Source organism: Thioclava sp. IC9 (assembly GCF_002213225.1).
Lineage (GTDB): Bacteria > Pseudomonadota > Alphaproteobacteria > Rhodobacterales > Rhodobacteraceae > Thioclava > Thioclava nitratireducens.
This window is the reverse complement of the sequence record NZ_NBNX01000002.1, coordinates 24,935-45,314: the sequence shown is the minus strand read 5'-3', so window position 1 is coordinate 45,314 and position 20,380 is coordinate 24,935. Positions and strand designations below refer to the sequence as shown.

Sequence of the window (20,380 nt, the reverse complement as noted above, 5' to 3'; positions counted from 1 at the left end):
GATCATAGTGATGAGCTAGAAATCCTCCCAATCGTCATCCGTGGGCGGCGGCAAAGCAAAGGCAGTATTGCCTGACACGCTGATAGGCGAAGCAGCATCGCGCGGGGCCGATTTCGGCGGCGCGGAGGCAATGCGCTCCGATTTCTCGGGCGCACGTCGCGGCGCCACAGCAGGTTTGTCCGCAGAGTCGACACGACTGGGGCTGGCACCCGATGCCTCGCCAAGTTTGAATTGTCCCATCGCCTCGCCGAGTTCCACGGCCTCGCGTTCGAGGACCTGGCTAGCGGCGAGGGCCTCTTCGAACATGGCGGCGTTGTGCTGGGTTACCTGATCGAGCTGCGTGACGGCGGAATTGATTTCCGTCAGGCCCGCGCTTTGCTCCTGCGTAGCATTCGCGCTGTCCGCGACATAGGCGAGAAGATCGGAAACGGAGGACTGGATGCCCCCGAGCGCATCGCCCGCTTGGCCCACCAAGCCGACGCCGCGTTTCACCTGTGCTGAGGAGTTCGCGATCAACTCGGCGATCTCGCGTGCAGCGTCAGAGGAGCGCTGCGCGAGCGCACGCACTTCCGACGCGACGACCGCGAAGCCTCGTCCGGCTTCGCCAGCGCGTGCGGCCTCTACCCCGGCGTTCAGGGCGAGCAGGTTGGTCTGAAAGGCGATCTCGTCGATGACGCTGGTGATCCGGCTGATCTGCTCCGAGCTTTGTTCGATTTCCGACATCGCCTGCACGGCTTCGGAAACGACTTGGCCGCTTTCTTCCGCGCTGCGCCGGGCGGTCTCGACAAGGTCATTCGCGCGGCCGGCGGCCTGGGCGGCCGCCTCGACCGAGGCGGTGATCTCGTTGAGCGCGGCGGCGGTCTCCTCGAGCGTGGCGGCCTGCCGTTCGGTGCGCCGCGCCATGTCATCGGAGTTTGACGAAATTTGCCGCGCCTCAGTGCGGATCGATCCGGCGTTGTCGAGCACCTTTCGCATCGCGTCGCGCAAATCGCCGATCGCGCTGTTGAAGTCGTCACGCAATGTCTTGGAATCGCCTTCGAATTCAGCGGTGATCTCGGCCATGAGATCCCCGGCGGAGAGCCCGGCCAAGGCCGATTTCAGGGTCTCGACAATGTGTTGTTGGGCGGCTTGCATCGCGTCGCGTTCTTTCCGGCGGGCGTCAGCCTCCAAATGCTGCTGGGTGCGGTCGCTCGCGAGCACGGTGAACATGACCATCGTGCCGTCCGAATCGAGGATCGGGTTGACCGAGCCTTCGAGCCAGGCCTGGCGGCCGTCGGCACAGCGCAGCATCAGCATACCCGCGAATGGCTGCGGATCGCGCCGGAGAATTTCGCAGACCGGCGTGCCCTCAAAGGTAATCTGGCCGGCTACGGACATCCCGGCCATTTCTTCGCGGGGCGCGCCGTAGACTTCGGCAAACGCGTGATTGAGCGTGTCGATCGTTACATCGGGACGTAGGTCCACGCGCAGCAGGTTGGCGTCGATCGCAGAGATCAGCGAGGCATTGCGCCGTTCTTCCGTGGTGTTGCGCCATTGCGAGACATGGCCGATCTTTTCGCCCGCCTCGTCGGTCACGGGGCTGACGAGGCAGAGAAGCGATCCGGCGCGCATTCGGCCTTCGAGGGTGAGGGTGTCGCGTGCCCCGCCGTCGAGCGCTGCGGCCGCGGTCGTCCCCGCTGGCAAAATCTGGTCCGCGCGGGTTCCGACAAGCTTATCGGGGTCGAAACTCGGGTTGTAGGATCGGATTTCTGGCGCGAAGGGGCGCAGCAGATCCGAAGCGGCCTCGTTGGCGAAGGTGATGACGTGATCGTTGCCGGTGAGAATGATCGCGACCGAGGCGCTTTCGAGTGCGGCGCTGTGGACCCGCGCTGCGCGGTTGCGCGATTCGGCGATCGCAAGCTCGGACGCGAAGGTTTGCAGCGCGCGGGCGATCGCGCCGATTTCGTCGTGGCGCTTGGTGGCGGGGATTTCGGCATCGAACTGCCCCGCGACTACGGAGTGCATCGCCTGCGTCACGCGGGTGAGCGGTCGCGCGATAAGCCAGCGTACGCCGAGCATCGCGCCGCCGAGAATGCCCACAAAAATCAAGGCCGTGAAAGCGAGGTTGCGTATCATGTCCTCGGCAGCGCGCGCGATGGCGGGTGCCGGGCTCCATCGCAGTGCGAGCACGGCGAGCGGGTCGTCTTGCGGGGAAATGCGCAGGGGAATTGCTTCGCTCAGCCCGTCTGCCGATTTCTTCAGGCCCTGCGCCTCAATCGCGTTTTGCGCAAGCGTGACCAAGGCTGGGTCGGCCTCGCCCGCCTTAGCCAGAACGTCGCCGCGCAAGTTGAGCACCAGCGCGGACTGACCGGCGCCGTCGGAGCCCGCGAGGACCGCTTTGACCTCATGAGACGCGTCTGCGATCCGTCCCGTGATCAGCGCATCCGTTACCGAATCACCGAGCATAGGCAGGATCTGGTCGAGCTGCGTCCTCGCGGCCTCGTTGGCGCGGCGATGGTTCGAATTGATCGTGAGCAACGTCATCAGCGCCGCGAACATGATGCCGACGATCGCGATCAGGGCCAGCAATTTGACCATCACGGTGTGCCAGGCGCTTGCACCAGCCTCGGATTTGGACATCTCCGCCTCTTTTTCCACACGGGGGCATTCCCGCAAAATCGCGGACACGCTACGTCCATCCCCTTTCGATGCCCTTAACGCGGACCTGCTGCAGGTCAGCATTTGCGCCGCAAGCGCATTTTCCCCGCAGTCAGTGCCCTTGAAGGTCCCCGATGCGGTCACTAAGACTTCTGTAAAGATCACACGCTATGAAGAGCGTCGAACGACCAGGAAGGGCCGAGATGAAAGATCCCCACGAGTTTTACATGAACACGCTGGTGCCGATGGTGGTCGAGCAGACCTCGCGCGGCGAGCGTGCCTACGACATCTACTCGCGCCTGCTGAAGGAGCGCATCATCTTCCTGTCGGGCCCCGTCCATGACGGCATGTCGACGCTGATTTGCGCGCAGCTTCTGTTCCTCGAGGCCGAGAACCCGAAGAAAGAGATCGCGATGTACATCAACTCGCCGGGCGGCGTGGTGACGAGCGGTCTGTCGATCTACGACACGATGCAATACATCAAACCCAAGGTCTCGACGCTGGTGATCGGGCAGGCGGCCTCGATGGGCTCGCTGCTGCTGACCGCGGGCGAAAAGGGGATGCGCTTCTCGCTGCCCAACAGCCGCGTCATGGTCCACCAGCCCTCGGGCGGCTACCAGGGGCAGGCGACCGACATCATGATCCACGCCCGCGAGACCGAGAAGCTCAAGCGTCGCCTGAACGAAATCTACGTCAAGCATACCGGCAACGACTACGAGACCGTCGAAGCCGCGCTCGAGCGCGACAACTTCATGTCCGCCGAGGCCGCGAAGGAGTGGGGCCTGATCGACGAGATCCTTGAAAGCCGGGTCAGCGACGACGGAGAAAAGTGATCCTCCCGCTTAACTTCGGGACGATTTTGACATTGAGGTGACGGTTGGCCTGTCCTAGTCTTGAAGGGACAGGCCAATTCACGAAGCCCGGGGCGGCCCGGGCAGCAGAGGTAAGAGATGGCGAACTCGAACGGCTCCGACAGCAAGAACACGCTTTATTGCTCGTTCTGCGGCAAAAGCCAGCATGAGGTCCGCAAGCTGATCGCGGGTCCGACCGTGTTCATTTGCGACGAATGCGTCGAGCTGTGCATGGACATCATCCGCGAGGAGACGAAATCGGCCGGGCTGAAATCCACCGAAGGCGTGCCGACCCCGCGCGATATCTGCCAGGTGCTCGACGATTACGTGATCGGCCAGGAACATGCCAAGCGCGTGCTCTCGGTCGCGGTGCACAACCACTACAAGCGTCTCAACCACGGCACGAAGACCGACATCGAACTGGCGAAGTCGAACATCCTGCTGATCGGCCCGACGGGCTGCGGCAAGACACTTCTCGCCCAGACGCTGGCGCGCATCCTTGATGTGCCCTTCACGATGGCCGACGCGACGACCCTGACCGAAGCCGGTTATGTGGGCGAGGATGTCGAGAATATCATCCTCAAGCTGCTGCAGGCGTCGGAATACAACGTCGAACGGGCGCAGCGCGGCATCGTCTATATCGACGAGGTCGACAAGATCACCCGCAAGTCGGACAACCCGTCGATAACGCGCGACGTGTCGGGCGAGGGTGTGCAGCAAGCGTTGCTGAAGATCATGGAGGGCACCGTGGCCTCCGTGCCGCCGCAGGGCGGGCGCAAGCATCCGCAGCAGGAATTCCTGCAGGTCGACACGACGAACATCCTGTTCATCTGCGGCGGCGCCTTCGCGGGTCTCGACCGGATCATCGCGCAGCGGGGCAAGGGCTCGGCGATGGGCTTCGGCGCGGACGTAAAGGATAGCGAAGACCGCAATATCGGCGAGCTGTTCAAGGAGCTCGAGCCCGAGGACCTGCTGAAATTCGGCCTGATCCCGGAATTCGTCGGTCGTCTGCCGGTCATCGCGACGCTGACCGATCTCGACGCCGAGGCGCTGGTGACCATCCTGACCGAGCCGAAAAACGCGCTGGTGAAGCAGTATCAGCGTCTCTTCGAGATCGAGGGTGTGTCGCTGACCTTTACCGACGATGCGCTGACCGCCATCGCCAAGAAGGCAATCGAGCGGAAGACAGGTGCACGCGGCCTGCGGTCGATCATGGAAGACATCCTGCTCGACACGATGTTCGAACTGCCGGGCATGGAAGAGGTCGAAGAGGTCGTGGTCAACGAAGAGGCCGTGACCCAGAGCGACGCAAAACCGCTGCTGATCTATGCCGAAGCCAAGAAGGGAGGCAAATCGGCGAGCTGATCGCGACGTAAGCAACGATTCAACAAGGGGCGAGCTTCGGTTCGCCCCTTTGTTTTGCGACATGACTCTTCTCGTGCGGAAGGGTTTGCGCTAGTCCTTGGCGCATTCCCCTCGCAGAAGGGCAAGGACATGAGGCAGAGCTTTGCGCCGCTCGCAGCCGGGCAGCACAACAATCTCAACCTGATCCGCCTGATCGCAGCGTCCTGCGTGCTCGTGTCGCATGCTTGGCCGATCAGCCTCGGACCGGGAGCGCTGGAACCGCTCGAGGCCGCGACCGGCTTCAGCCTCGGTGCGCTTGCGGTCTTCGTGTTCTTCGCGATTTCGGGCTTCCTGATCTCGGCGAGCTTCGAGCGTTCCAGCAGCCCATGGCGCTATGTCCGCGCCCGCGTGGCGCGGATTTACCCCGGGTTGATCGTCTCGATCTCGCTGGTCACCTTCGTCATCGGGCCGATTTTCAGCCGACTGTCCCCGGCCGACTACCTCGCCTCGGTCGAGACATGGCTGGCATGGCTCGGCAATGTGAGTCTCGTCCGGCTCGATTACCATCTGCCTGGTGTTTTCGAGGGCAATCCCTATCCGACGGTTCAGGGCTCGCTGTGGACGCTGCCGGTCGAGATACGGCTTTACGTGGTCGTCGCGCTGCTCGGCGTGCTTGGCTTGATGCGCAGGCCGCTCCTGCTGATGACCGCGGTTCTAGTAGGTCTAGCGGGCCTCAGCCAAGCCCCCGCATTCGATTTTCCCGGAGCCTATGCGCTTCGCTCGCTCTGGTATCCGGGGTTGCCCTTTTTCCTCGGCATGGGGGCCTACCTGATGCGTGCGCGCATCCCGGCCTCGCCGGTGGTCGCCCTTCCCCTCGCGGTTCTGGCGGCTATCAGTATGCACGGCCCTCTGGCGTATCCGTCGATGGCACTCGCTGTCTCCTACGCAACGCTCTGGCTGGCGGGGCTGCCTTCGGGAAGGTTTCGCGAGTTCAATCGGGTGGGCGACTACTCCTACGGTATCTATATCTATGCTTTCCCTGTGCAGGGGATGGTCGTGGCGCTCTTGGGCGAAATGGGCCCGCTTTCCAATATCGCCCTCGCAACGCCGATCACCGTCGCGCTCGCGATGCTGTCGTGGCACTGGGTCGAGCGTCCGGCGATGAAAATCCTTCGCCGCGGGCAGATTCCGCAGGCAAATTCCGCTTCGCAGGCGCCTTGAGCCCGCACGGGTACTGGACCTCGACGCCCCAGCGGATATAACAGGCGGGACGCATTGCGGAGGTTGCCCCATGAAGTTTCTGCTTCGAATTCTCACCTGGTGGAACGGCTCGACCGTCGGCACGCAGCTTTTCACCGCGCGCAAGGGCGTGAAAGTTGGCGAGGACGAGCAAGGCAACATCTATTACCGCACCAAGGACGCCAAGCGCCGCTGGGTGATCTATAACGGCGAGAGCGAAGCGAGCCGTATTCCTCCGGACTGGCATGGCTGGATCCACTTCACCTATGACGAGCCGCCGACCGACAAACCGCTGGCCCATAAGCCATGGGAAAAGCCGCATGAGCAGAACCACACCGGCACCGAAGCGGCCTATGTGCCGCCGGGGTCGATTCGCCTCGCGCACCCGGTCGAGCGCCGCGATTACGAGGCTTGGCAGCCCGAGTAAGGCCACCGCGCTATGAGCGAAAACCGCACCGAGATCATTACCGGCGCGATCGTGCTGGTCGTGGCACTGGGCTTTTTGCTCTGGGCGGGGCGTGGCATGGGAATCGGGGCCGATGGCGGTTCCTATCCGCTGCATGCCTCCTTCCGGTCGATCGGGGGCGTCGTGCCCGGCACCGATGTGCGACTTGCGGGCGTGAAGGTTGGGACGGTGACGGATGTCGCGCTGAACCCCAAGACGTTCTTCGCCGACACCACGATCTCGGTGAAGAAGGGCGTCGCGCTGCCCGAGGATACGGTGATCGCGGTGACGCAAGACGGGCTCTTGGGCGCGAACTATATCGAACTGATCCCTGGCGGAGCGATCGACGATCTCAAGCCGGGCGATGAAATTCTCGACACGCAGAGCGCGGTCTCGATGCTGAACCTGATGCTGAAATTCGCAGGTGGCGGCAGTGGCGACGGCGCAGGGGAGGGGGCGCAATGATCCGCGCTTTGGTTTTGATCGCAGCACTCGTTCCAGGGCTCGCTGTCGCACAGGACTTCACGCAAACGACGCCGGACGACCAGATCCCGCAGGATGAGCCCGCGAAAGGGCTGGCTGACGGTACGGGCGCGATGTTGCGCGGGCTCGACAAGGTGTCGGGCATCGCCTCGGACATCAATCTGAATGTCGGGCAGAGCGTGAAATACGGGTTCATCACGGTAACGCTACGCGAATGCCGCTACCCGGCCGACGATCCGTCCTCGGATGCCTATGCCTATGTGACGGTAACCGAAGAGGACAAGCCGCAGCCCGATTTCGCAGGCTGGATGATTGCTTCGAGCCCCGCGCTCTCGGCGCTCGATCACCCGCGTTACGACGTCTGGGTCATCCGCTGCAAAAGCGACTGAGGCGCAGGGATCACGCCTGAGGTGAAGTCGCATTCCCGCGTCAGCGCCTGAGCCAGACGCGCGCGATATTCGATCCGGGTCACTTCGATCGCGCCCATCGAGGCCAGATGCGGCGTGATGTATTGCGTGTCGAGCAAGCTGAACCCCGTCTGGCGCAGCCGGTCCACCAGATAGGTCAGCGCCACTTTCGAGGCATTGGGCCGCCGCGAGAACATGCTCTCGCCGAAGAACGCGCCGCCCAATGTGATCCCGAAAATGCCGCCCGCGAGCTCACCGTCCTGCCAGACCTCTAGGCTATGCGCGAAGCCTGCGGCGTGAAGCTGATCGTAGAGCGTGAAGAGCGGGCCGTTGATCCATGTCTCATCCCGGTCGGCGCAACCTTCGACCACGCCCCGAAATGCCGCGTTTGTTGTAATACTGTAATCGCCGCGCCGGATCACCTTCGCCAGAGAGCGCGAAATATGGAATTTGTCCAAGGGGACGATCCCGCGCAGAGCCGGGTCGAACCAATGCAATTGCGGATTGTCGCGGCTTTCAGCCATCGGGAAGATGCCCTGCGCATATCCCGCGAGAAGTAGTTCCGCGCTCAGTCTGTCCGTCATTGTCTTGCCCGGTTTTCCCGTTACGCCTAGGCTCGCCAACAAGATGAACCAGAGCGGGGCCGAGCGCAAATATGGGTTTCTACGATTTCCTCCCCGAGATCGATCGATATGCCGAAGATCCTGGCACGGTGGAGCGGATGAACCTGCGCCACAAGATGATCATTAAGCCGCTCGAGCAGGAGATCGCGGGCAAGCGTGTGCTCGATCTGGCGGCGCATGATGGTCGCTGGGCCTATGCCTTCGCCGCTGCGGGAGCCTCGGAAGTGGTGGGAATCGAAGGGCGGCAGGAGCTGATCGACCGCTTCGAGCAGTTCCCCCGCGCGCATCTGCGCGAGAAGGTGAAGCTGATCTGCGACGACATCTTCGACGGGATGCAGAAGCTGATCGACGCGGGCGAGCGCTTCGACGTCGTCGGTGTTCTCGGCATTCTCTACCACGTCATGGACCATTTCCGGTTGTTCCAGCTGGTGCGCCAGCTGGGGCCCGAACTGGTAATCGTGGACAGCGAATTCGCACAGCGCCCGGGGCCGATCATTCTGCTGATGCGCGAGCGCACCGATAACGAGCTGAACTCGATCCCGCAGATCGACGGGCAGGAGAAAGCGTTGATCGGAATTCCATCCTTCCCGGCGATGACCGCAATGGCAGATGTGCTCGATTACGACTGCCATTGGCTCGACTGGGAGCAGATCGGACAAGGCCAACGCAGCCATATCGGCGATTACTATCGCCCCAAGGATAAAGAGAAAAAGCGCGGCACCTGCCTGCTGACCCCGAAATGAAAAACGCCCCCGAAACCGGGGGCGTTTTCGTCAATGTCGACCCGCTCAGAGGTTTTTCTCGAGCCATTTCTCGAGCCAGTGGATCGAGTAGTTGCCGCTCTGGATGTCGGGCTCTTGCAGGAGCGCGTTGAACAACGGAACGGTCGTATCCACCCCGTCCACGATCAGCTCGCCAAGCGCGCGATGCAGGCGCTGCAGCGCCTCGTGGCGGTCGCGGCCATGCACGATCAGCTTCGCGATGAGGCTGTCGTAATAGGGCGGGATCGAATAGCCGTCATAAAGCGCGCTATCCATCCGCACGCCAAGGCCGCCCGGCGCGTGGTAGTGGGTGATCTTGCCGGGGCAGGGAGCGAAGTTCGGCAGCTTCTCGGCGTTGATCCGTACTTCGATCGCGTGACCGCGGATCGACAGCTTGTCCTGATCGAACTCCATCGGCTCGCCGGCGGCAACCTTGATCTGCTGACGCACGAGATCGACACCGAAGATCGCCTCGGTCACCGGGTGTTCGACTTGAAGGCGGGTGTTCATCTCGATGAAGTAGAACTCGCCATCCTCGTAGAGGAACTCGATCGTGCCGGCGCCGGAATAGCCCATTTCGCCGATTGCGTTGGCGCAGATGCTGCCGATGCGGGCACGCTCTTCTGGCGTGATCGACGGGCCGGGGGCCTCTTCGAGCACCTTTTGGTGGCGGCGCTGGAGGGAGCAGTCGCGCTCGCCCAGATGGACGCCGCGGCCCTTGCCGTCGCCGAAGACCTGCACTTCGATATGGCGCGGCTTCTGAAGGTATTTCTCGATATAGACTTCGTCATTGCCGAAGGCGGCTTTCGCCTCGGAACGCGCGGTGCGGAACGCGACCTCAAGTTCTTCTTCGGACCTCGCGACCTTCATCCCGCGACCGCCGCCGCCGGCGGTGGCCTTGATGATGACCGGATAGCCCATATCGGCCGCGATCTGCTTCGCGGATTCGGTATCGGGAACACCGCCCGCCGAGCCCGGTACGACCGGAATGCCAAGATTTTTCGCGGTTTCCTTCGCGGTGATCTTGTCGCCCATGATGCGGATATGGGCGGCGGACGGGCCGATGAAGGTGATGCCGTGATCCTCGAGCACCTGCACGAAGGCGGCATTCTCGGACAGGAACCCGTAGCCCGGGTGGATCGCCTGAGCGCCGGTGATTTCGCAGGCCGCGACGATGGCGGGCACCGAAAGGTAGGATTGGCTCGAGGAGTTCGGGCCGATGCAGACCGATTCATCGGCCATGCGCACATGCATCGCGTCCGAATCCGCCGTCGAATGGACCGCGACCGAGGCGATCCCCATCTCGCGGCAGGCACGGATCACGCGCAGCGCGATCTCGCCCCGGTTGGCGATCAGGATCTTGTCGAACATACCGGCCCCCTTATTCGACGATCATCAGGGTCGAGCCGTATTCGACCGGCTGACCGTCATCGACGAGGATGCGCTTCACGGTGCCCGACTTCGGGGCGGGGATATGGTTCATGGTTTTCATCGCCTCGACGATCATCAGCGTCTGGCCTTCCTTGACCTGGTCGCCGACCTTCACGAAGGCCGATGCGCCCGGCTCGGGCGAGAGATAGGCGGTGCCCACCATGGGCGAGGCCACGGCGCCGGGGTGATCGGCGGGGTCTTCGACGGTCGCGGATTGCTCTGCGGCCGCAGGGTGGGCAGCCGGGGCGGCAACGGGTGCCGGAGCGGGGGGCGCTGCGGGGGCAGGGGCGGCAGCGTGCACGATATTGGTCTGTTTCGACACCCGCACTTTCAGGCTGTCATCTTGCGCGTAATCGCGGGTCACGGCGATTTCGGTCAGCTCGTTCGCGTTGAGCAGTTCGGCAAGGGCCTGAATGAAGGCCACGTCGTTGTCACGGGTATTTTTGGTCATGCGGTCCTCGAAGGGTGCTTTGAAATGGAGCCCATTCTGCGGGGCTCTTTGATGCTGAGGGCGGTTATACGCGAGGTAACGCGCGGTGAAAAGGCGCATCGGCCGTCCGGTTGTCAGGGGGTCGCGATCTCGTGATTGCCCGGTATTTGAGCATGCGTGGGGTAGAAACTGCTCAACAACCGGGCAATCGGGCGGGAAATTGGCGGCCCGCCGCGCTGCGGCATATTTTACCACTTGATAAAATTCAATCCTGTGCGAGCGTAGGGAACAAGAAAAACTGACAGGGAGCCCGCAAGTGTCCAATAGCCAGCTCACCGAAGGGATCGCGCCAGCACGGCTCGACCCGGAAAGCTACTGCACCAATTTCGCCGATCACGCGCCGCCACTTGGGGCGCAAGAGGCCCGCATCGCGGCCGATCGCTGCTATTTCTGCTATGATGCGCCATGCATGGAGGCGTGCCCGACCGCGATCGACATCCCTCTGTTCATCCGGCAGATCTCGACCGGAACACCGGAAGCCGCAGCGAAGACGATCTTCGACCAGAACATCATGGGCGGTATGTGCGCCCGCGTCTGCCCGACGGAAAATCTCTGCGAAGGGTCCTGCGTTCGTATGGAGTCGGAGGGCGAGCCGGTCGAGATCGGCGCGCTGCAGCGCTACGCGACCGATACGCTGATGGCCAAGCAAAGCCACCCCTACACTCGCGCCGCGAGCACGGGCAAATCGGTCGCCGTCGTGGGCGCCGGGCCCGCAGGTCTCGCCTGTGCGCACCGCCTCGCGATGAAGGGCCACGAGGTCACCGTCTATGACGCGCGCTCGAAGCCAGGCGGCCTCAATGAATACGGTATCGCAAGCTACAAGGCGCCGGGCGGGTTCGCGCAGGCGGAAGTTGACTGGCTGCTGCAGATCGGCGGCATCACCGTGGTCGAAAACTGGCAATTGGGCCGCGCCGGTGACGGCGATCTGGCCGAGCTGCTGGGCGATTTCGACGCCGTTTTCCTCGGGATGGGCCTGTCGGGCGTGAACGCGCTGCGCCTCGATGGCGAAGACAAGGACGGTATCCGCCCCGCGACCGAGTTCATCGCGGAGTTGCGTCAGGCCTCCGATTTGGCCGAACTGCCGATCGGGCGCGATGTGGTCGTGATCGGCGGCGGCATGACGGCGGTCGACGCCGCAGTGCAGTCGAAGCTGCTAGGTGCGCTCAACGTGACCCTCGTCTACCGTCGTTCGCGCGCCGAGATGCCCGCCAGCACGGTCGAGCAGGAGCACGCGCTGACCCATGGCGTGAACATCATCGAGAACGCCGCCCCCATCGCCATCCACGGCAATGGCGCGGTGCGTCAGGTCGAGTTCGCCTATACGAAGAAGGGCCCCGACGGTCTCGAGATGACCGACGCGACCTTCAAACTGCCCGCCGATCAGGTTTTCAAGGCGATCGGTCAGACGCTGGGCGACATGCCTCCGAAGATCGAGGTCGCGGGCGGCAAGATCAAGGTGGACGGCGCGGGCCGCACCTCGGTCGAACGGGTCTGGGCGGGGGGCGATTGCACCCATGCCGGCGAAGACCTGACCGTGACGGCGGTCGCGCAGGGGCGCGATGCAGCTGAAGAAATCCACCAATTCCTGATGGAGGGCTAAGATATGGCCGATCTGACTTCTGAATTCATCGGTATCAAATCCCCCAATCCGTTCTGGCTCGCCTCCGCGCCGCCGACGGACAAGGAATACAATGTCCGCCGTGCCTTCGAAGCCGGTTGGGGCGGGGTCGTCTGGAAGACGCTGGGCTCGGAAGGACCTCCCGTGGTCAACGTGAACGGCCCGCGCTACGGCGCGATCTATGGCGCGGATCGTCGTCTGCTCGGTCTCAACAATATCGAGCTGATCACCGACCGTCCGCTGCAGACAAACCTGCGCGAAATCAAGGCGGTGAAGCAGGACTACCCGGACCGCGCGATCATCGTCTCGCTGATGGTGCCCTGCGACGAGGAAAGCTGGAAGGCGATCCTGCCGCTGGTCGAGGAAACCGGCGCCGACGGGATCGAGCTGAACTTCGGTTGCCCGCATGGCATGGCCGAGCGCGGCATGGGGTCGGCTGTCGGTCAGGTCCCCGAATATATCGAGATGGTCACCCGCTGGTGTAAGCAATATTGCAGCCTGCCGGTGATCGTGAAGCTCACGCCGAACATCACCGATATCCGTCGCCCGGCGGAAGCCGCGAAGCGCGGTGGGGCCGATGCGGTCTCGCTGATCAACACGATCAATTCGATCACCTCGGTCGATCTGGACGACTTCGCGCCGGAGCCCACCATTGACGGCAAAGGCACCCATGGCGGCTATTGCGGTCCGGCGGTGAAGCCGATCGCGCTGAACATGGTGGCCGAGATCGCACGCAATCCCGATACGGCCGGTCTGCCGATCTCGGGCATCGGTGGCGTGACCACCTGGCGCGATGCGGCAGAGTTCATGGCGCTCGGGGCTGGCAACGTGCAGGTCTGCACGGCGGCGATGACCTACGGCTTCAAAGTCGTGCAGGAGATGATTTCCGGCCTGTCGGAATACATGGATCGCAAGGGCTTTACCTCGACCTCCGAATTGGTGGGCCGCGCGGTGCCGAATGTGACCGATTGGCAGTATCTCAATCTCAACTACGTCACCAAGGCAGAGATCAATCAGGAAGATTGCATCAAATGCGGTCGCTGCTATGCCGCCTGCGAGGACACCTCGCACCAGGCGATCGCGGTGTCCGACGATCGTGTCTATTCGGTCAAGGACGAGGAATGCGTGGCCTGCAACCTCTGCGTCGAGGTCTGCCCGGTTGAGTGCATCACGATGCGCAAGATGGACAAGGGTGAGGTGGATCCACGCACTGGCGAGACGGTCGGCGATTATGCCAACTGGACGAGCCATCCCAACAACCCCTCCGCCGCGACCGCAGCCGAATAAGGGCAGGGGCTTAGCGGGTCACGTCGAGGTTCGGCGCGACCTGCGGGGGCACCTGAGACCAACCCTCCTGAGGCGCGCTGTTCCGAGTATCGGGCGGCGCGTCTTTTTTCTCCGCCGTCTGTGGCGCAGTCTCCGGATGGATCTCGGCAGCGTCGGAGGTTTCGGCCTCTTTCTTCGCCGTCGATGTGTCGGCGAGGGCGGTGACAATCCGTACCGGCTCAGGCTCAGGACCCTCCGGGGTTGGCATAAGATCCGGTGCCGCCCAGAGTGCTGCCGCCTGCGCTTCGAGCGGCGTGACCTCGAAGGTCGGGATCGGGCCGGTCAAGGCGTCGGGATCGGGACGCGCGCCCCCATCGCTCATGCCAATTGCGCGGGATGATTGGTTCAAATCCTCCGCGCCCCGATCTTGGCCTTCCTCTTTCGACGCATCGGCGCCGCGCGCCGCGCGCGCCTCCAGGGCCCGCACTTGCTTCGCGCGATCCTGCGACGTCTGGGTGTCTACGTTTGCGCCGAGGCCGCCGTTCGTATTGGCCGCATCCGCAGGCGCCTCCACCTTGCTGGCAGGCGCTGTTTTCGGGGCCGCGACCGTCAATAGAGGCGACCACCCGATCTGAGGCATCAACCCCGAAATCCGGTCCATTCCGAGCTCCATTTTCTTGCGCCCCCACGCATGCTCAAATTGCGTCGAGGGTGTTACCAGACCGTTAAGATCCGGCGGAAACTTCGGAAATGGTTGCGGAAGGCTTAACCGCTCAGGGCGCGAGAAGCCGCGCGAAGAGCAGGTCTAGGAAGGGGGCGGCCCCTTCCAGCGGCTCCTTGCCCGGGCCGAGGACCGCGCGCACCTGCGTGTCGAAATCCGCGTAATGCTGGGTGAGCGCCCAGATCGAGAAGATCAGGTGGTGCGGATCGACGGGCGCGAGGCGGCCCTCAGCGATCCAGCCTTCGATGATCCGCGCCTTCTCGTCCACCAAGGTCTTGAGATCGGTGGATAATTCCGCGCCCATACGCGGTGCGCCCTGCAGCACCTCGTTGGCGAACAGTCGACTTTCGCGCGGCATCTCGCGGCTCATCTCGAGCTTGCGACGCATGTAGCGCATGATTTCCTCGCGCGGCTCGCCCTCGGCGGAGATCGCGCGCAGCGGCGCGAGCCAGATATCGAGAAGCCCTTCCAGAAGTGCCTCGTGGATCGCCTCCTTGGAGGGAAAGTAATAGAGCACGTTCGGCTTGCTCAGCCCCGCTTCCGCTGCGATCTGGTCGAGCGTCGCACCCCGGAAACCATGCGCGGAGAACACGTCCAGCGCCGCCTCGAGAATCTTGCCGCGATTGACCTTCTGAATCCGGGTCAGCGGGCGCTTGCCGTCGTCGTCGCCGGTGAAGTCGCGCGGTTCGAGGTCGTCTGCCAAGTATTCGTCTCCCAATGCGTCGTTTACGTTAACCGAAGCGTGACTGCAGGATCAATCGCTACAGGCAGGAGAGCGCGCTATAAACGCCAGGTGAAGGCCGCTTGACTGGTTCCCAAGCTGTGCTAGCGTGAGTCTGACCGTTCGGTCAAACTAGACATCCCGGCCGCGTTCCGACCCGGCCTTCCGACCGGAGTTTTCCCATGGCGCTCGACCGCAAGTCCCCCAATGATCTCAACGCTTTCTGGATGCCCTTCACGGCGAACCGCCAGTTCAAGAAGAACCCGCGGATGTTCGTGGGCGCGAAGGATATGCATTACACCACCTCCGACGGGCGCCAGGTGCTCGACGGCACGGCAGGCCTGTGGTGCTGCAACGCGGGCCATTGCCGCCCGAAGATTACCGAGGCGATCCAGAAACAGGCGGCCGAGCTCGATTACGCGCCCGCCTTCCAGATGGGGCACCCGATTGCGTTCGAGCTTGCGAACCGCATCCTCGACATCGCGCCCGACGAGATGGCGCATGTGTTCTACACCAACTCCGGCTCGGAATCGGTCGAGACCGCGCTGAAACTCGCCATCGGCTATCACCGTGCGCGCGGCGACGGGGCTCGCACGCGCCTGATCGGGCGCGAGCGCGGCTATCACGGCGTGAACTTCGGCGGTATCTCAGTGGGCGGCATCGTCACCAACCGCAAGACCTTCGGTCCGCTCGTGCCGGGGGTCGATCACCTGCCGCACACCCATCTGCCCGAGGAGAACCGCTGGTCGAAGGGCTGCCCCGAGCATGGTGCGCATCTGGCCGACGACCTCGAGCGGATCATCGCGCTGCATGGCGCCGAGACCATCGCTGCCGTCATCGTGGAGCCGGTGGCGGGCTCGACCGGCGTGCTGCTGCCGCCGAAGGGCTACCTGCAGAAGCTGCGCGACATCACCAAGAAGCACGGCATCCTGCTGATCTTCGACGAGGTGATCACTGGCTTCGGGCGCACGGGCGCGGCCTTCGCTGCCGAGAAATACGGCGTCGTGCCGGACATGATCACGACCGCAAAGGGCCTGACCAACGGCGTAATCCCGATGGGCGCGGTATTGACGACGGCCGAGGTCCACGACGCCTTCATGAACGGCCCCGAGCATATGATCGAGCTGTTCCATGGCTACACCTATTCGGGCAACCCGATCGCCGCCGCGGCCGGGATTGCGACGATCGAGACGTATCGCGAAGAGGGGCTGTTCGAGCGGGCCGCCGAGCTCGCTCCCTATTGGGAAGATGCGCTGCATTCGCTCAAGGGCGTGCGCAACGTGATCGACATTCGCAACGAGGGCCTCATCGGTGCGGTCGAGCTGGAGCCGATCGCGGGCGAACCCACGAAGCGCGCCTTCTCGGCCTTCCTGAAGGCCTATGAGAAAGGCATCCTGATCCGCACGACCGGCGACATCATCGCGATGAGCCCGCCGCTGATCATCTCGAAAGAGCAGATCGACCAGCTGGTCGGCACGCTCAAAGAGGTGCTCGAAGAGGTTGAGTGATCGGGCTCAAGCCTAGATGACAAGACGGCCGCGCAGGGATTGCGCGGCCGTTTCTCGTTGCGGGTTGATGCGCGGCCCGGGGCTAGTCGCCCCGCGCCATTCTGACGTCCGAGACGGCGCGTCGCTCAGTACGGGTTCTTCGCCCCGCGATCCTCGCTCAGCGATTGCTGCGAGCGCTCGACGATCATCTCGATCGCGTCGGCGAGATGTTCCTCACCGATGGCATTGTCGCCGCGCGCCACCCGGATGCGATGCGCCTCGATCATGACCTCGGCATGGGACGTTCCGCGCGGCGGTTCGAACTTGTAGGTGGCCAGCTCGATCAGGAGTCCCAGCGGATCCTTGAAATATATCGAATCCATAAAGCCGCGATCCTTCACGCCGGAATGCGCGATTCCGCGCGCATCGAGTCTTGCCACGACCTGCCGATGCGTCGCCATCGAGACATTGAAGGCTAGATGATGCACGCAGCCCGGGTCGGTGGGCGTGCGGTTGTGAACAGGCTTGCGGGTCTCGTTCGTGAAGATCGTGATCAGCCGCCCGTCACCCGGATCGAAATAGAGATGCCCTTCGTCGGCATTGTCGAGATTGGGCTGATCGAAGATGAACGGCATCCCCAGGACACCCTCCCAGAAATCGATGGAGCTCTGCCGATCCGCGCCGGTCAGCGTGATGTGGTGAACCCCCTGAACCTGCATCTTGCGCATGTCGTCCTCTGCCTGAATTGCCTCTCGATCAAGATAACCCGTGCAACGCTCAGGTCTAGGAACAGGATCTGTGCGGGGCCGCGCGAAACCCCGCCGAGCGTCGCCACGCAGCGCTGCGCGAGCTTGTCGCGGCGCGGGGGTGAGCTATGGTGCGCAGCGATGCCCGGAGACTCGCGATGCTGCGCCTGACCTTTGTTCTCGCCCTGATATGCCCGCTGCCGGCCATGGCCGAACTGGTGCCGTGTGAAACTTCCATTCGCGGCAAGACCTATTCCTACGTTTACGACGCGGACAATGCGGCGCTGAAGGAAAGCCGCTCGCTGCGGGAAAAGCTCTTCGGCGAGAAGGGGGAGGTAACCTGCCCGGCACTGGTCACGCTGCGGGCGCTGACGCCCGAAATGGACGACAAAAGCCGCGCCCCGTTCTGCCTGCAATGGGACAAGGAGGCCGAGACCTATCTGGGCTACGACCGCGGTGAGCGCGACGCCTACGGGCTCTGCCGCAAGCCGTCGAAAAGCATCTGCGAGCGCCTCAAGGGGACTGCAAAGGCCGCCGGCGATCTGCGCGACGAGGCCGAAAGCGCCGTGGGCGACGCGGCGAGCAAGGTTCTGGGCAAAAAAATCGGCGGTATGATCGTGTCGGATCAGGCCGGCAACCTGCAAAAGAAGCTGCGCGATGCGGGCCTCGGCGTGCTGGCCGGAGCCTCGGCGCCCGCTCTTGCGGCCACCGCGGTCGTCGTCGGTGGCGCGATTTACATTTGTTCGGATACCGGCGCGGAGGCGGTGGGACTCGAAGCCGACCCGGTCGAGCCGATCTCGGACGGGAAGGAGCTGCTGGGCTCGAAACTGCCCAAGACGCATCTGCCCGCAGGCGTGGCCGGTGCACCGATGCGCCCGGTCGAGACCGAGACGCTGCCAGCCGCGCCAGACGCAAATGCGCCGGATGCGTCGGAGGGGGCTTCGCAATCGCCTGCACCAGCGAACTCCAACGCGGCACCCGTCGGCGCGCCGGATATCACCGCCGATCCGGCAGCGAACTGAGCGATCAGCTCACGCCGATCCCGCGCAACACGATGCTTTTTACGCAGGTCTTCGCGTCTTCCCACTGAGCGTCGTTCAGTGGGGCGCCGCCGTTCAACGTCTCGATCTGATGCGAGAAATCGGCATAGTGCTGGGTGGTGGCCCAGAGCATGTAGAGCAGGTGATGGGGATCGACCTTGGCCATTTTGCCTTCCGCGATCCAGCGCTCGATGATGACCGCGCGGCCCTCGGTCCAGTCGCGGAGCGTGGTCTCGAGGTAATCCTGAATGACCGGCGCGCCATGCATCACCTCCGACGCCCAGACCTTCGATCCGTTCGGGTGATTGCGCGAAATCTCCATTTTGGCGTCGATATAGGCACCGATCCCCTCGGCGGGGCCGCTTGCCGCGTCGAACACATCCGCCGCTTCCAGCCAGATGTTGAAAATGCGCTCTACGACCCGGCGATAGAGCGATTCCTTCGTCTCGAAATAGTAATGGAGATTGGCTTTCGGCAGCCCCGCCACATCCGCGATCAGTTGCATCGTGGCGCCGCCGAATCCGGCCTCCGCGAAGACCCGCTCGGCAGCTTTCAGGATCGACTCTTCGGTAGCGCGCCGGGCCTCGGCCCGACTGCCGCGGCTCGCTTGCCCATTTTTTGAGCGCCTGCCGCTCTCATCATCTTTCATTCGAACTGCGTCCTGATTTTTGTTGACCGAATGGTCAGACCGTGGCCCACTCAACCTGACCATACGGTCAGAAAAAGATTCGTCGCAAGAGGGGATAACCCCCACGCAGCCGACAGGGAGTAATGAAATGTCAGCACCCGGAGAAAACCTCCGCATCAATCCCGATCGCCTTTGGGACAGTCTCATGGAGATGGCCAAGATCGGTCCCGGCGTCGCCGGGGGCAATAATCGCCAAACCCTTACCGATGCGGATGCCGAAGGCCGCGCACTGTTCCAGAAATGGTGCGAAGAGGCCGGCATGACGATGGGCGTCGACACGATGGGCAACATGTTCGCCACCCGCGCAGGCGAAGACCCCGATGCGCTGCCGGTCTACATGGGCAGCCACCTCGACACGCAGCCCACGGGCGGTAAGTACGACGGCGTCCTCGGTGTGCTCGGCGCGCTGGAGGCGGTGCGCTCGATGAACGATCTGGGCATCAAGACCAAGCACCCGATCGTCGTGACCAACTGGACCAACGAAGAGGGCACGCGCTTCGCCCCGGCGATGCTGGCCTCGGGCGTTTTCGCGGGCGTGCACACGCAGGACTGGGCTTACGATCGCGAGGACGCGGAAGGCAAGAAGTTCGGCGACGAACTGAAACGCATCGGCTGGGTAGGCGACGAAGAAGTCGGAGCGCGCAAGATGCATGCGATGTTCGAGCTGCATATCGAGCAGGGCCCGATCCTCGAGGCAGAGGGCAAGGATATCGGCGTCGTCACGCATGGGCAGGGCCTCAGCTGGACCCAAGTGACGATCACGGGCAAGGACGCGCATACCGGCTCCACCCCGATGCCGATGCGCAAGAATGCGGGTCTCGGAATGGCGCGCGTGCTGGAACTGGTCGACGAGATCGCCTGGTCGCACAAGCCCCACGCGGTGGGCGCCGCGGGCCATATCGACATCTACCCGAATTCGCGTAACGTGATCCCGGGCAAAGCCGTGTTCACCGTCGATTTCCGCTCGCCCGATCTGAGCGTGATCCAGGACATGGAAAAGCGACTGCGCGAGGGAGCGAAGAAAATCTGCGACGAGATGGGCCTTGAGGTGGAGTTCGAGAAGACCGGCGGGTTCGACCCGGTCACGTTCGATCCGACCTGCGTGAGCGCCGTGCGCAGCGCAGCCGAGCGTCTGGGCTATTCGCATCGCGACATCATTTCGGGCGCAGGCCATGATGCCTGCTGGATCAACGCGGTCGCGCCGACGGCGATGGTGATGTGCCCCTGCGTCGACGGGCTGAGCCATAACGAGGCCGAGGATATCTCCAAGGACTGGGCGAGCGCGGGTGCCGATGTGCTGTTCCACGCCGTGCTGGAAACCGCGGAAATCGTAAGCTGAGACGGGTGGAGCAGGGGGCGCGGCCCCCTGCGGCGCTCGCGCG

At 63.4% G+C, this 20,380-nt stretch carries 20 protein-coding genes; 12 read left to right on the top strand and 8 right to left on the bottom strand.

What is annotated here, in order from left to right; translation table 11 throughout:
* Positions 1-15 precede the first annotated feature (15 nt).
* Positions 16-2,619 (bottom strand): methyl-accepting chemotaxis protein, encoded by a 2,604-nt coding sequence (locus tag B6V76_RS05885; RefSeq protein ID WP_166504555.1) that lies wholly within the window; start codon positions 2,617-2,619, stop codon positions 16-18.
* A 221-nt stretch (positions 2,620-2,840) separates the two neighbouring features.
* Here B6V76_RS05885 and B6V76_RS05880 point away from each other — a divergent pair, with 221 nt between their 5' ends.
* The 6 genes from B6V76_RS05880 (at position 2,841) to B6V76_RS05855 (ending at position 7,388) form a co-directional block, all read left to right on the top strand.
* Positions 2,841-3,470, top strand: a complete 630-nt coding sequence (locus B6V76_RS05880; RefSeq protein ID WP_075774357.1) for an ATP-dependent Clp protease proteolytic subunit — start codon at positions 2,841-2,843, stop codon at positions 3,468-3,470.
* Positions 3,471-3,587: 117 nt separating this feature from the next.
* Positions 3,588-4,853, top strand: coding sequence for an ATP-dependent Clp protease ATP-binding subunit ClpX (gene clpX, locus B6V76_RS05875; protein ID WP_088726937.1), 1,266 nt, complete (start codon positions 3,588-3,590; stop codon positions 4,851-4,853).
* A gap of 129 nt (positions 4,854-4,982) precedes the next feature.
* Positions 4,983-6,053, top strand: coding sequence for an acyltransferase (locus B6V76_RS05870; RefSeq protein WP_088726936.1), 1,071 nt, complete (start codon positions 4,983-4,985; stop codon positions 6,051-6,053).
* Positions 6,054-6,123: 70 nt separating this feature from the next.
* Positions 6,124-6,498 (top strand): NADH:ubiquinone oxidoreductase subunit NDUFA12, encoded by a 375-nt coding sequence (locus B6V76_RS05865; protein ID WP_075774360.1) that lies wholly within the window; start codon positions 6,124-6,126, stop codon positions 6,496-6,498.
* 12 nt (positions 6,499-6,510) lie between these two features.
* Positions 6,511-6,981, top strand: a complete 471-nt coding sequence (gene mlaD / locus B6V76_RS05860) for an outer membrane lipid asymmetry maintenance protein MlaD (protein ID WP_075774361.1) — start codon at positions 6,511-6,513, stop codon at positions 6,979-6,981.
* Positions 6,978-7,388: a DUF2155 domain-containing protein gene (locus tag B6V76_RS05855; protein WP_075774362.1), complete on the top strand. Its 411-nt coding sequence runs from the start codon at positions 6,978-6,980 to the stop codon at positions 7,386-7,388. Before mlaD ends, B6V76_RS05855 begins: the two co-directional genes overlap by 4 nt.
* Here B6V76_RS05855 and aat read toward each other — a convergent pair.
* Positions 7,352-7,990, bottom strand: a complete 639-nt coding sequence (aat, locus tag B6V76_RS05850; protein WP_088726935.1) for a leucyl/phenylalanyl-tRNA--protein transferase — start codon at positions 7,988-7,990, stop codon at positions 7,352-7,354. The two genes, B6V76_RS05855 and aat, sit on opposite strands and share 37 nt — an antisense overlap.
* A gap of 71 nt (positions 7,991-8,061) precedes the next feature.
* Here aat and B6V76_RS05845 point away from each other — a divergent pair, with 71 nt between their 5' ends.
* Positions 8,062-8,772 carry a class I SAM-dependent methyltransferase gene (locus B6V76_RS05845; protein WP_075774364.1) on the top strand — a complete coding sequence of 237 codons (711 nt, stop codon included), beginning with the start codon at positions 8,062-8,064 and terminating at the stop codon, positions 8,770-8,772.
* Positions 8,773-8,817: 45 nt separating this feature from the next.
* Here B6V76_RS05845 and accC read toward each other — a convergent pair whose 3' ends face one another.
* Positions 8,818-10,161 carry an acetyl-CoA carboxylase biotin carboxylase subunit gene (accC, locus tag B6V76_RS05840; protein ID WP_075774365.1) on the bottom strand — a complete coding sequence of 448 codons (1,344 nt, stop codon included), beginning with the start codon at positions 10,159-10,161 and terminating at the stop codon, positions 8,818-8,820.
* Positions 10,162-10,171: 10 nt separating this feature from the next.
* Complete coding sequence (accB, locus tag B6V76_RS05835) at positions 10,172-10,672, bottom strand: acetyl-CoA carboxylase biotin carboxyl carrier protein (RefSeq protein WP_088727188.1); 501 nt, start codon at positions 10,670-10,672, stop codon at positions 10,172-10,174.
* Positions 10,673-10,967: 295 nt separating this feature from the next.
* On the opposite strand from accB, the gene B6V76_RS05830 reads away from it, so the two are divergent.
* Both B6V76_RS05830 and preA read left to right on the top strand, forming a co-directional pair.
* A complete protein-coding gene (locus B6V76_RS05830; protein ID WP_088726934.1) occupies positions 10,968-12,311 on the top strand; it encodes an NAD(P)-dependent oxidoreductase in 1,344 nt (447 codons plus the stop codon).
* 3 nt (positions 12,312-12,314) lie between these two features.
* Complete coding sequence (gene preA / locus B6V76_RS05825; protein ID WP_075774367.1) at positions 12,315-13,616, top strand: NAD-dependent dihydropyrimidine dehydrogenase subunit PreA; 1,302 nt, start codon at positions 12,315-12,317, stop codon at positions 13,614-13,616.
* Positions 13,617-13,626: 10 nt separating this feature from the next.
* Here the strand turns inward: preA and B6V76_RS05820 are convergent, their stop codons facing one another.
* Positions 13,627-14,256, bottom strand: a complete 630-nt coding sequence (locus B6V76_RS05820) for a hypothetical protein (protein ID WP_088726933.1) — start codon at positions 14,254-14,256, stop codon at positions 13,627-13,629.
* Positions 14,257-14,368: 112 nt separating this feature from the next.
* A complete protein-coding gene (locus tag B6V76_RS05815) occupies positions 14,369-15,019 on the bottom strand; it encodes a TetR family transcriptional regulator C-terminal domain-containing protein (RefSeq protein WP_199224627.1) in 651 nt (216 codons plus the stop codon).
* Positions 15,020-15,219: 200 nt separating this feature from the next.
* On the opposite strand from B6V76_RS05815, the gene B6V76_RS05810 reads away from it, so the two are divergent.
* Positions 15,220-16,545: an aspartate aminotransferase family protein gene (locus B6V76_RS05810; protein WP_088718966.1), complete on the top strand. Its 1,326-nt coding sequence runs from the start codon at positions 15,220-15,222 to the stop codon at positions 16,543-16,545.
* Between the two features lie 125 nt (positions 16,546-16,670).
* Here B6V76_RS05810 and B6V76_RS05805 read toward each other — a convergent pair whose 3' ends face one another.
* Positions 16,671-17,252, bottom strand: coding sequence for a VOC family protein (locus tag B6V76_RS05805; RefSeq protein ID WP_088726932.1), 582 nt, complete (start codon positions 17,250-17,252; stop codon positions 16,671-16,673).
* A 176-nt stretch (positions 17,253-17,428) separates the two neighbouring features.
* On the opposite strand from B6V76_RS05805, the gene B6V76_RS05800 reads away from it, so the two are divergent.
* On the top strand, positions 17,429-18,292 hold the full coding sequence (locus B6V76_RS05800) for a hypothetical protein (RefSeq protein ID WP_088726931.1): 864 nt from the start codon (positions 17,429-17,431) through the stop codon (positions 18,290-18,292).
* A 4-nt stretch (positions 18,293-18,296) separates the two neighbouring features.
* Here B6V76_RS05800 and B6V76_RS05795 read toward each other — a convergent pair whose 3' ends face one another.
* Positions 18,297-18,959 (bottom strand): TetR/AcrR family transcriptional regulator, encoded by a 663-nt coding sequence (locus B6V76_RS05795; RefSeq protein ID WP_088721845.1) that lies wholly within the window; start codon positions 18,957-18,959, stop codon positions 18,297-18,299.
* 127 nt (positions 18,960-19,086) lie between these two features.
* On the opposite strand from B6V76_RS05795, the gene B6V76_RS05790 reads away from it, so the two are divergent.
* Positions 19,087-20,337 (top strand): Zn-dependent hydrolase, encoded by a 1,251-nt coding sequence (locus tag B6V76_RS05790; RefSeq protein WP_075774373.1) that lies wholly within the window; start codon positions 19,087-19,089, stop codon positions 20,335-20,337.
* The last annotated feature ends 43 nt before the right edge of the window (positions 20,338-20,380 follow it).

Excerpts from the sequence above, each read along its gene's own strand:
- B6V76_RS05885 (WP_166504555.1), bottom strand. The coding sequence starts at position 2,619 with ATGTCCAAATCCGAGGCTGGTGCAAGCGCCTGGCACACCGTGATGGTC.
- B6V76_RS05880 (WP_075774357.1), top strand. The coding sequence starts at position 2,841 with ATGAAAGATCCCCACGAGTTTTACATGAACACGCTGGTGCCGATGGTG.
- clpX (WP_088726937.1), top strand. The coding sequence starts at position 3,588 with ATGGCGAACTCGAACGGCTCCGACAGCAAGAACACGCTTTATTGCTCG.
- B6V76_RS05870 (WP_088726936.1), top strand. The coding sequence starts at position 4,983 with ATGAGGCAGAGCTTTGCGCCGCTCGCAGCCGGGCAGCACAACAATCTC.
- B6V76_RS05865 (WP_075774360.1), top strand. The coding sequence starts at position 6,124 with ATGAAGTTTCTGCTTCGAATTCTCACCTGGTGGAACGGCTCGACCGTC.
- mlaD (WP_075774361.1), top strand. The coding sequence starts at position 6,511 with ATGAGCGAAAACCGCACCGAGATCATTACCGGCGCGATCGTGCTGGTC.
- B6V76_RS05855 (WP_075774362.1), top strand. The coding sequence starts at position 6,978 with ATGATCCGCGCTTTGGTTTTGATCGCAGCACTCGTTCCAGGGCTCGCT.
- aat (WP_088726935.1), bottom strand. The coding sequence starts at position 7,990 with ATGACGGACAGACTGAGCGCGGAACTACTTCTCGCGGGATATGCGCAG.
- B6V76_RS05845 (WP_075774364.1), top strand. The coding sequence starts at position 8,062 with ATGGGTTTCTACGATTTCCTCCCCGAGATCGATCGATATGCCGAAGAT.
- accC (WP_075774365.1), bottom strand. The coding sequence starts at position 10,161 with ATGTTCGACAAGATCCTGATCGCCAACCGGGGCGAGATCGCGCTGCGC.
- accB (WP_088727188.1), bottom strand. The coding sequence starts at position 10,672 with ATGACCAAAAATACCCGTGACAACGACGTGGCCTTCATTCAGGCCCTT.
- preA (WP_075774367.1), top strand. The coding sequence starts at position 12,315 with ATGGCCGATCTGACTTCTGAATTCATCGGTATCAAATCCCCCAATCCG.
- B6V76_RS05820 (WP_088726933.1), bottom strand. The coding sequence starts at position 14,256 with ATGGACCGGATTTCGGGGTTGATGCCTCAGATCGGGTGGTCGCCTCTA.
- B6V76_RS05810 (WP_088718966.1), top strand. The coding sequence starts at position 15,220 with ATGGCGCTCGACCGCAAGTCCCCCAATGATCTCAACGCTTTCTGGATG.
- B6V76_RS05805 (WP_088726932.1), bottom strand. The coding sequence starts at position 17,252 with ATGCGCAAGATGCAGGTTCAGGGGGTTCACCACATCACGCTGACCGGC.
- B6V76_RS05800 (WP_088726931.1), top strand. The coding sequence starts at position 17,429 with ATGCTGCGCCTGACCTTTGTTCTCGCCCTGATATGCCCGCTGCCGGCC.
- B6V76_RS05795 (WP_088721845.1), bottom strand. The coding sequence starts at position 18,959 with ATGAAAGATGATGAGAGCGGCAGGCGCTCAAAAAATGGGCAAGCGAGC.
- B6V76_RS05790 (WP_075774373.1), top strand. The coding sequence starts at position 19,087 with ATGTCAGCACCCGGAGAAAACCTCCGCATCAATCCCGATCGCCTTTGG.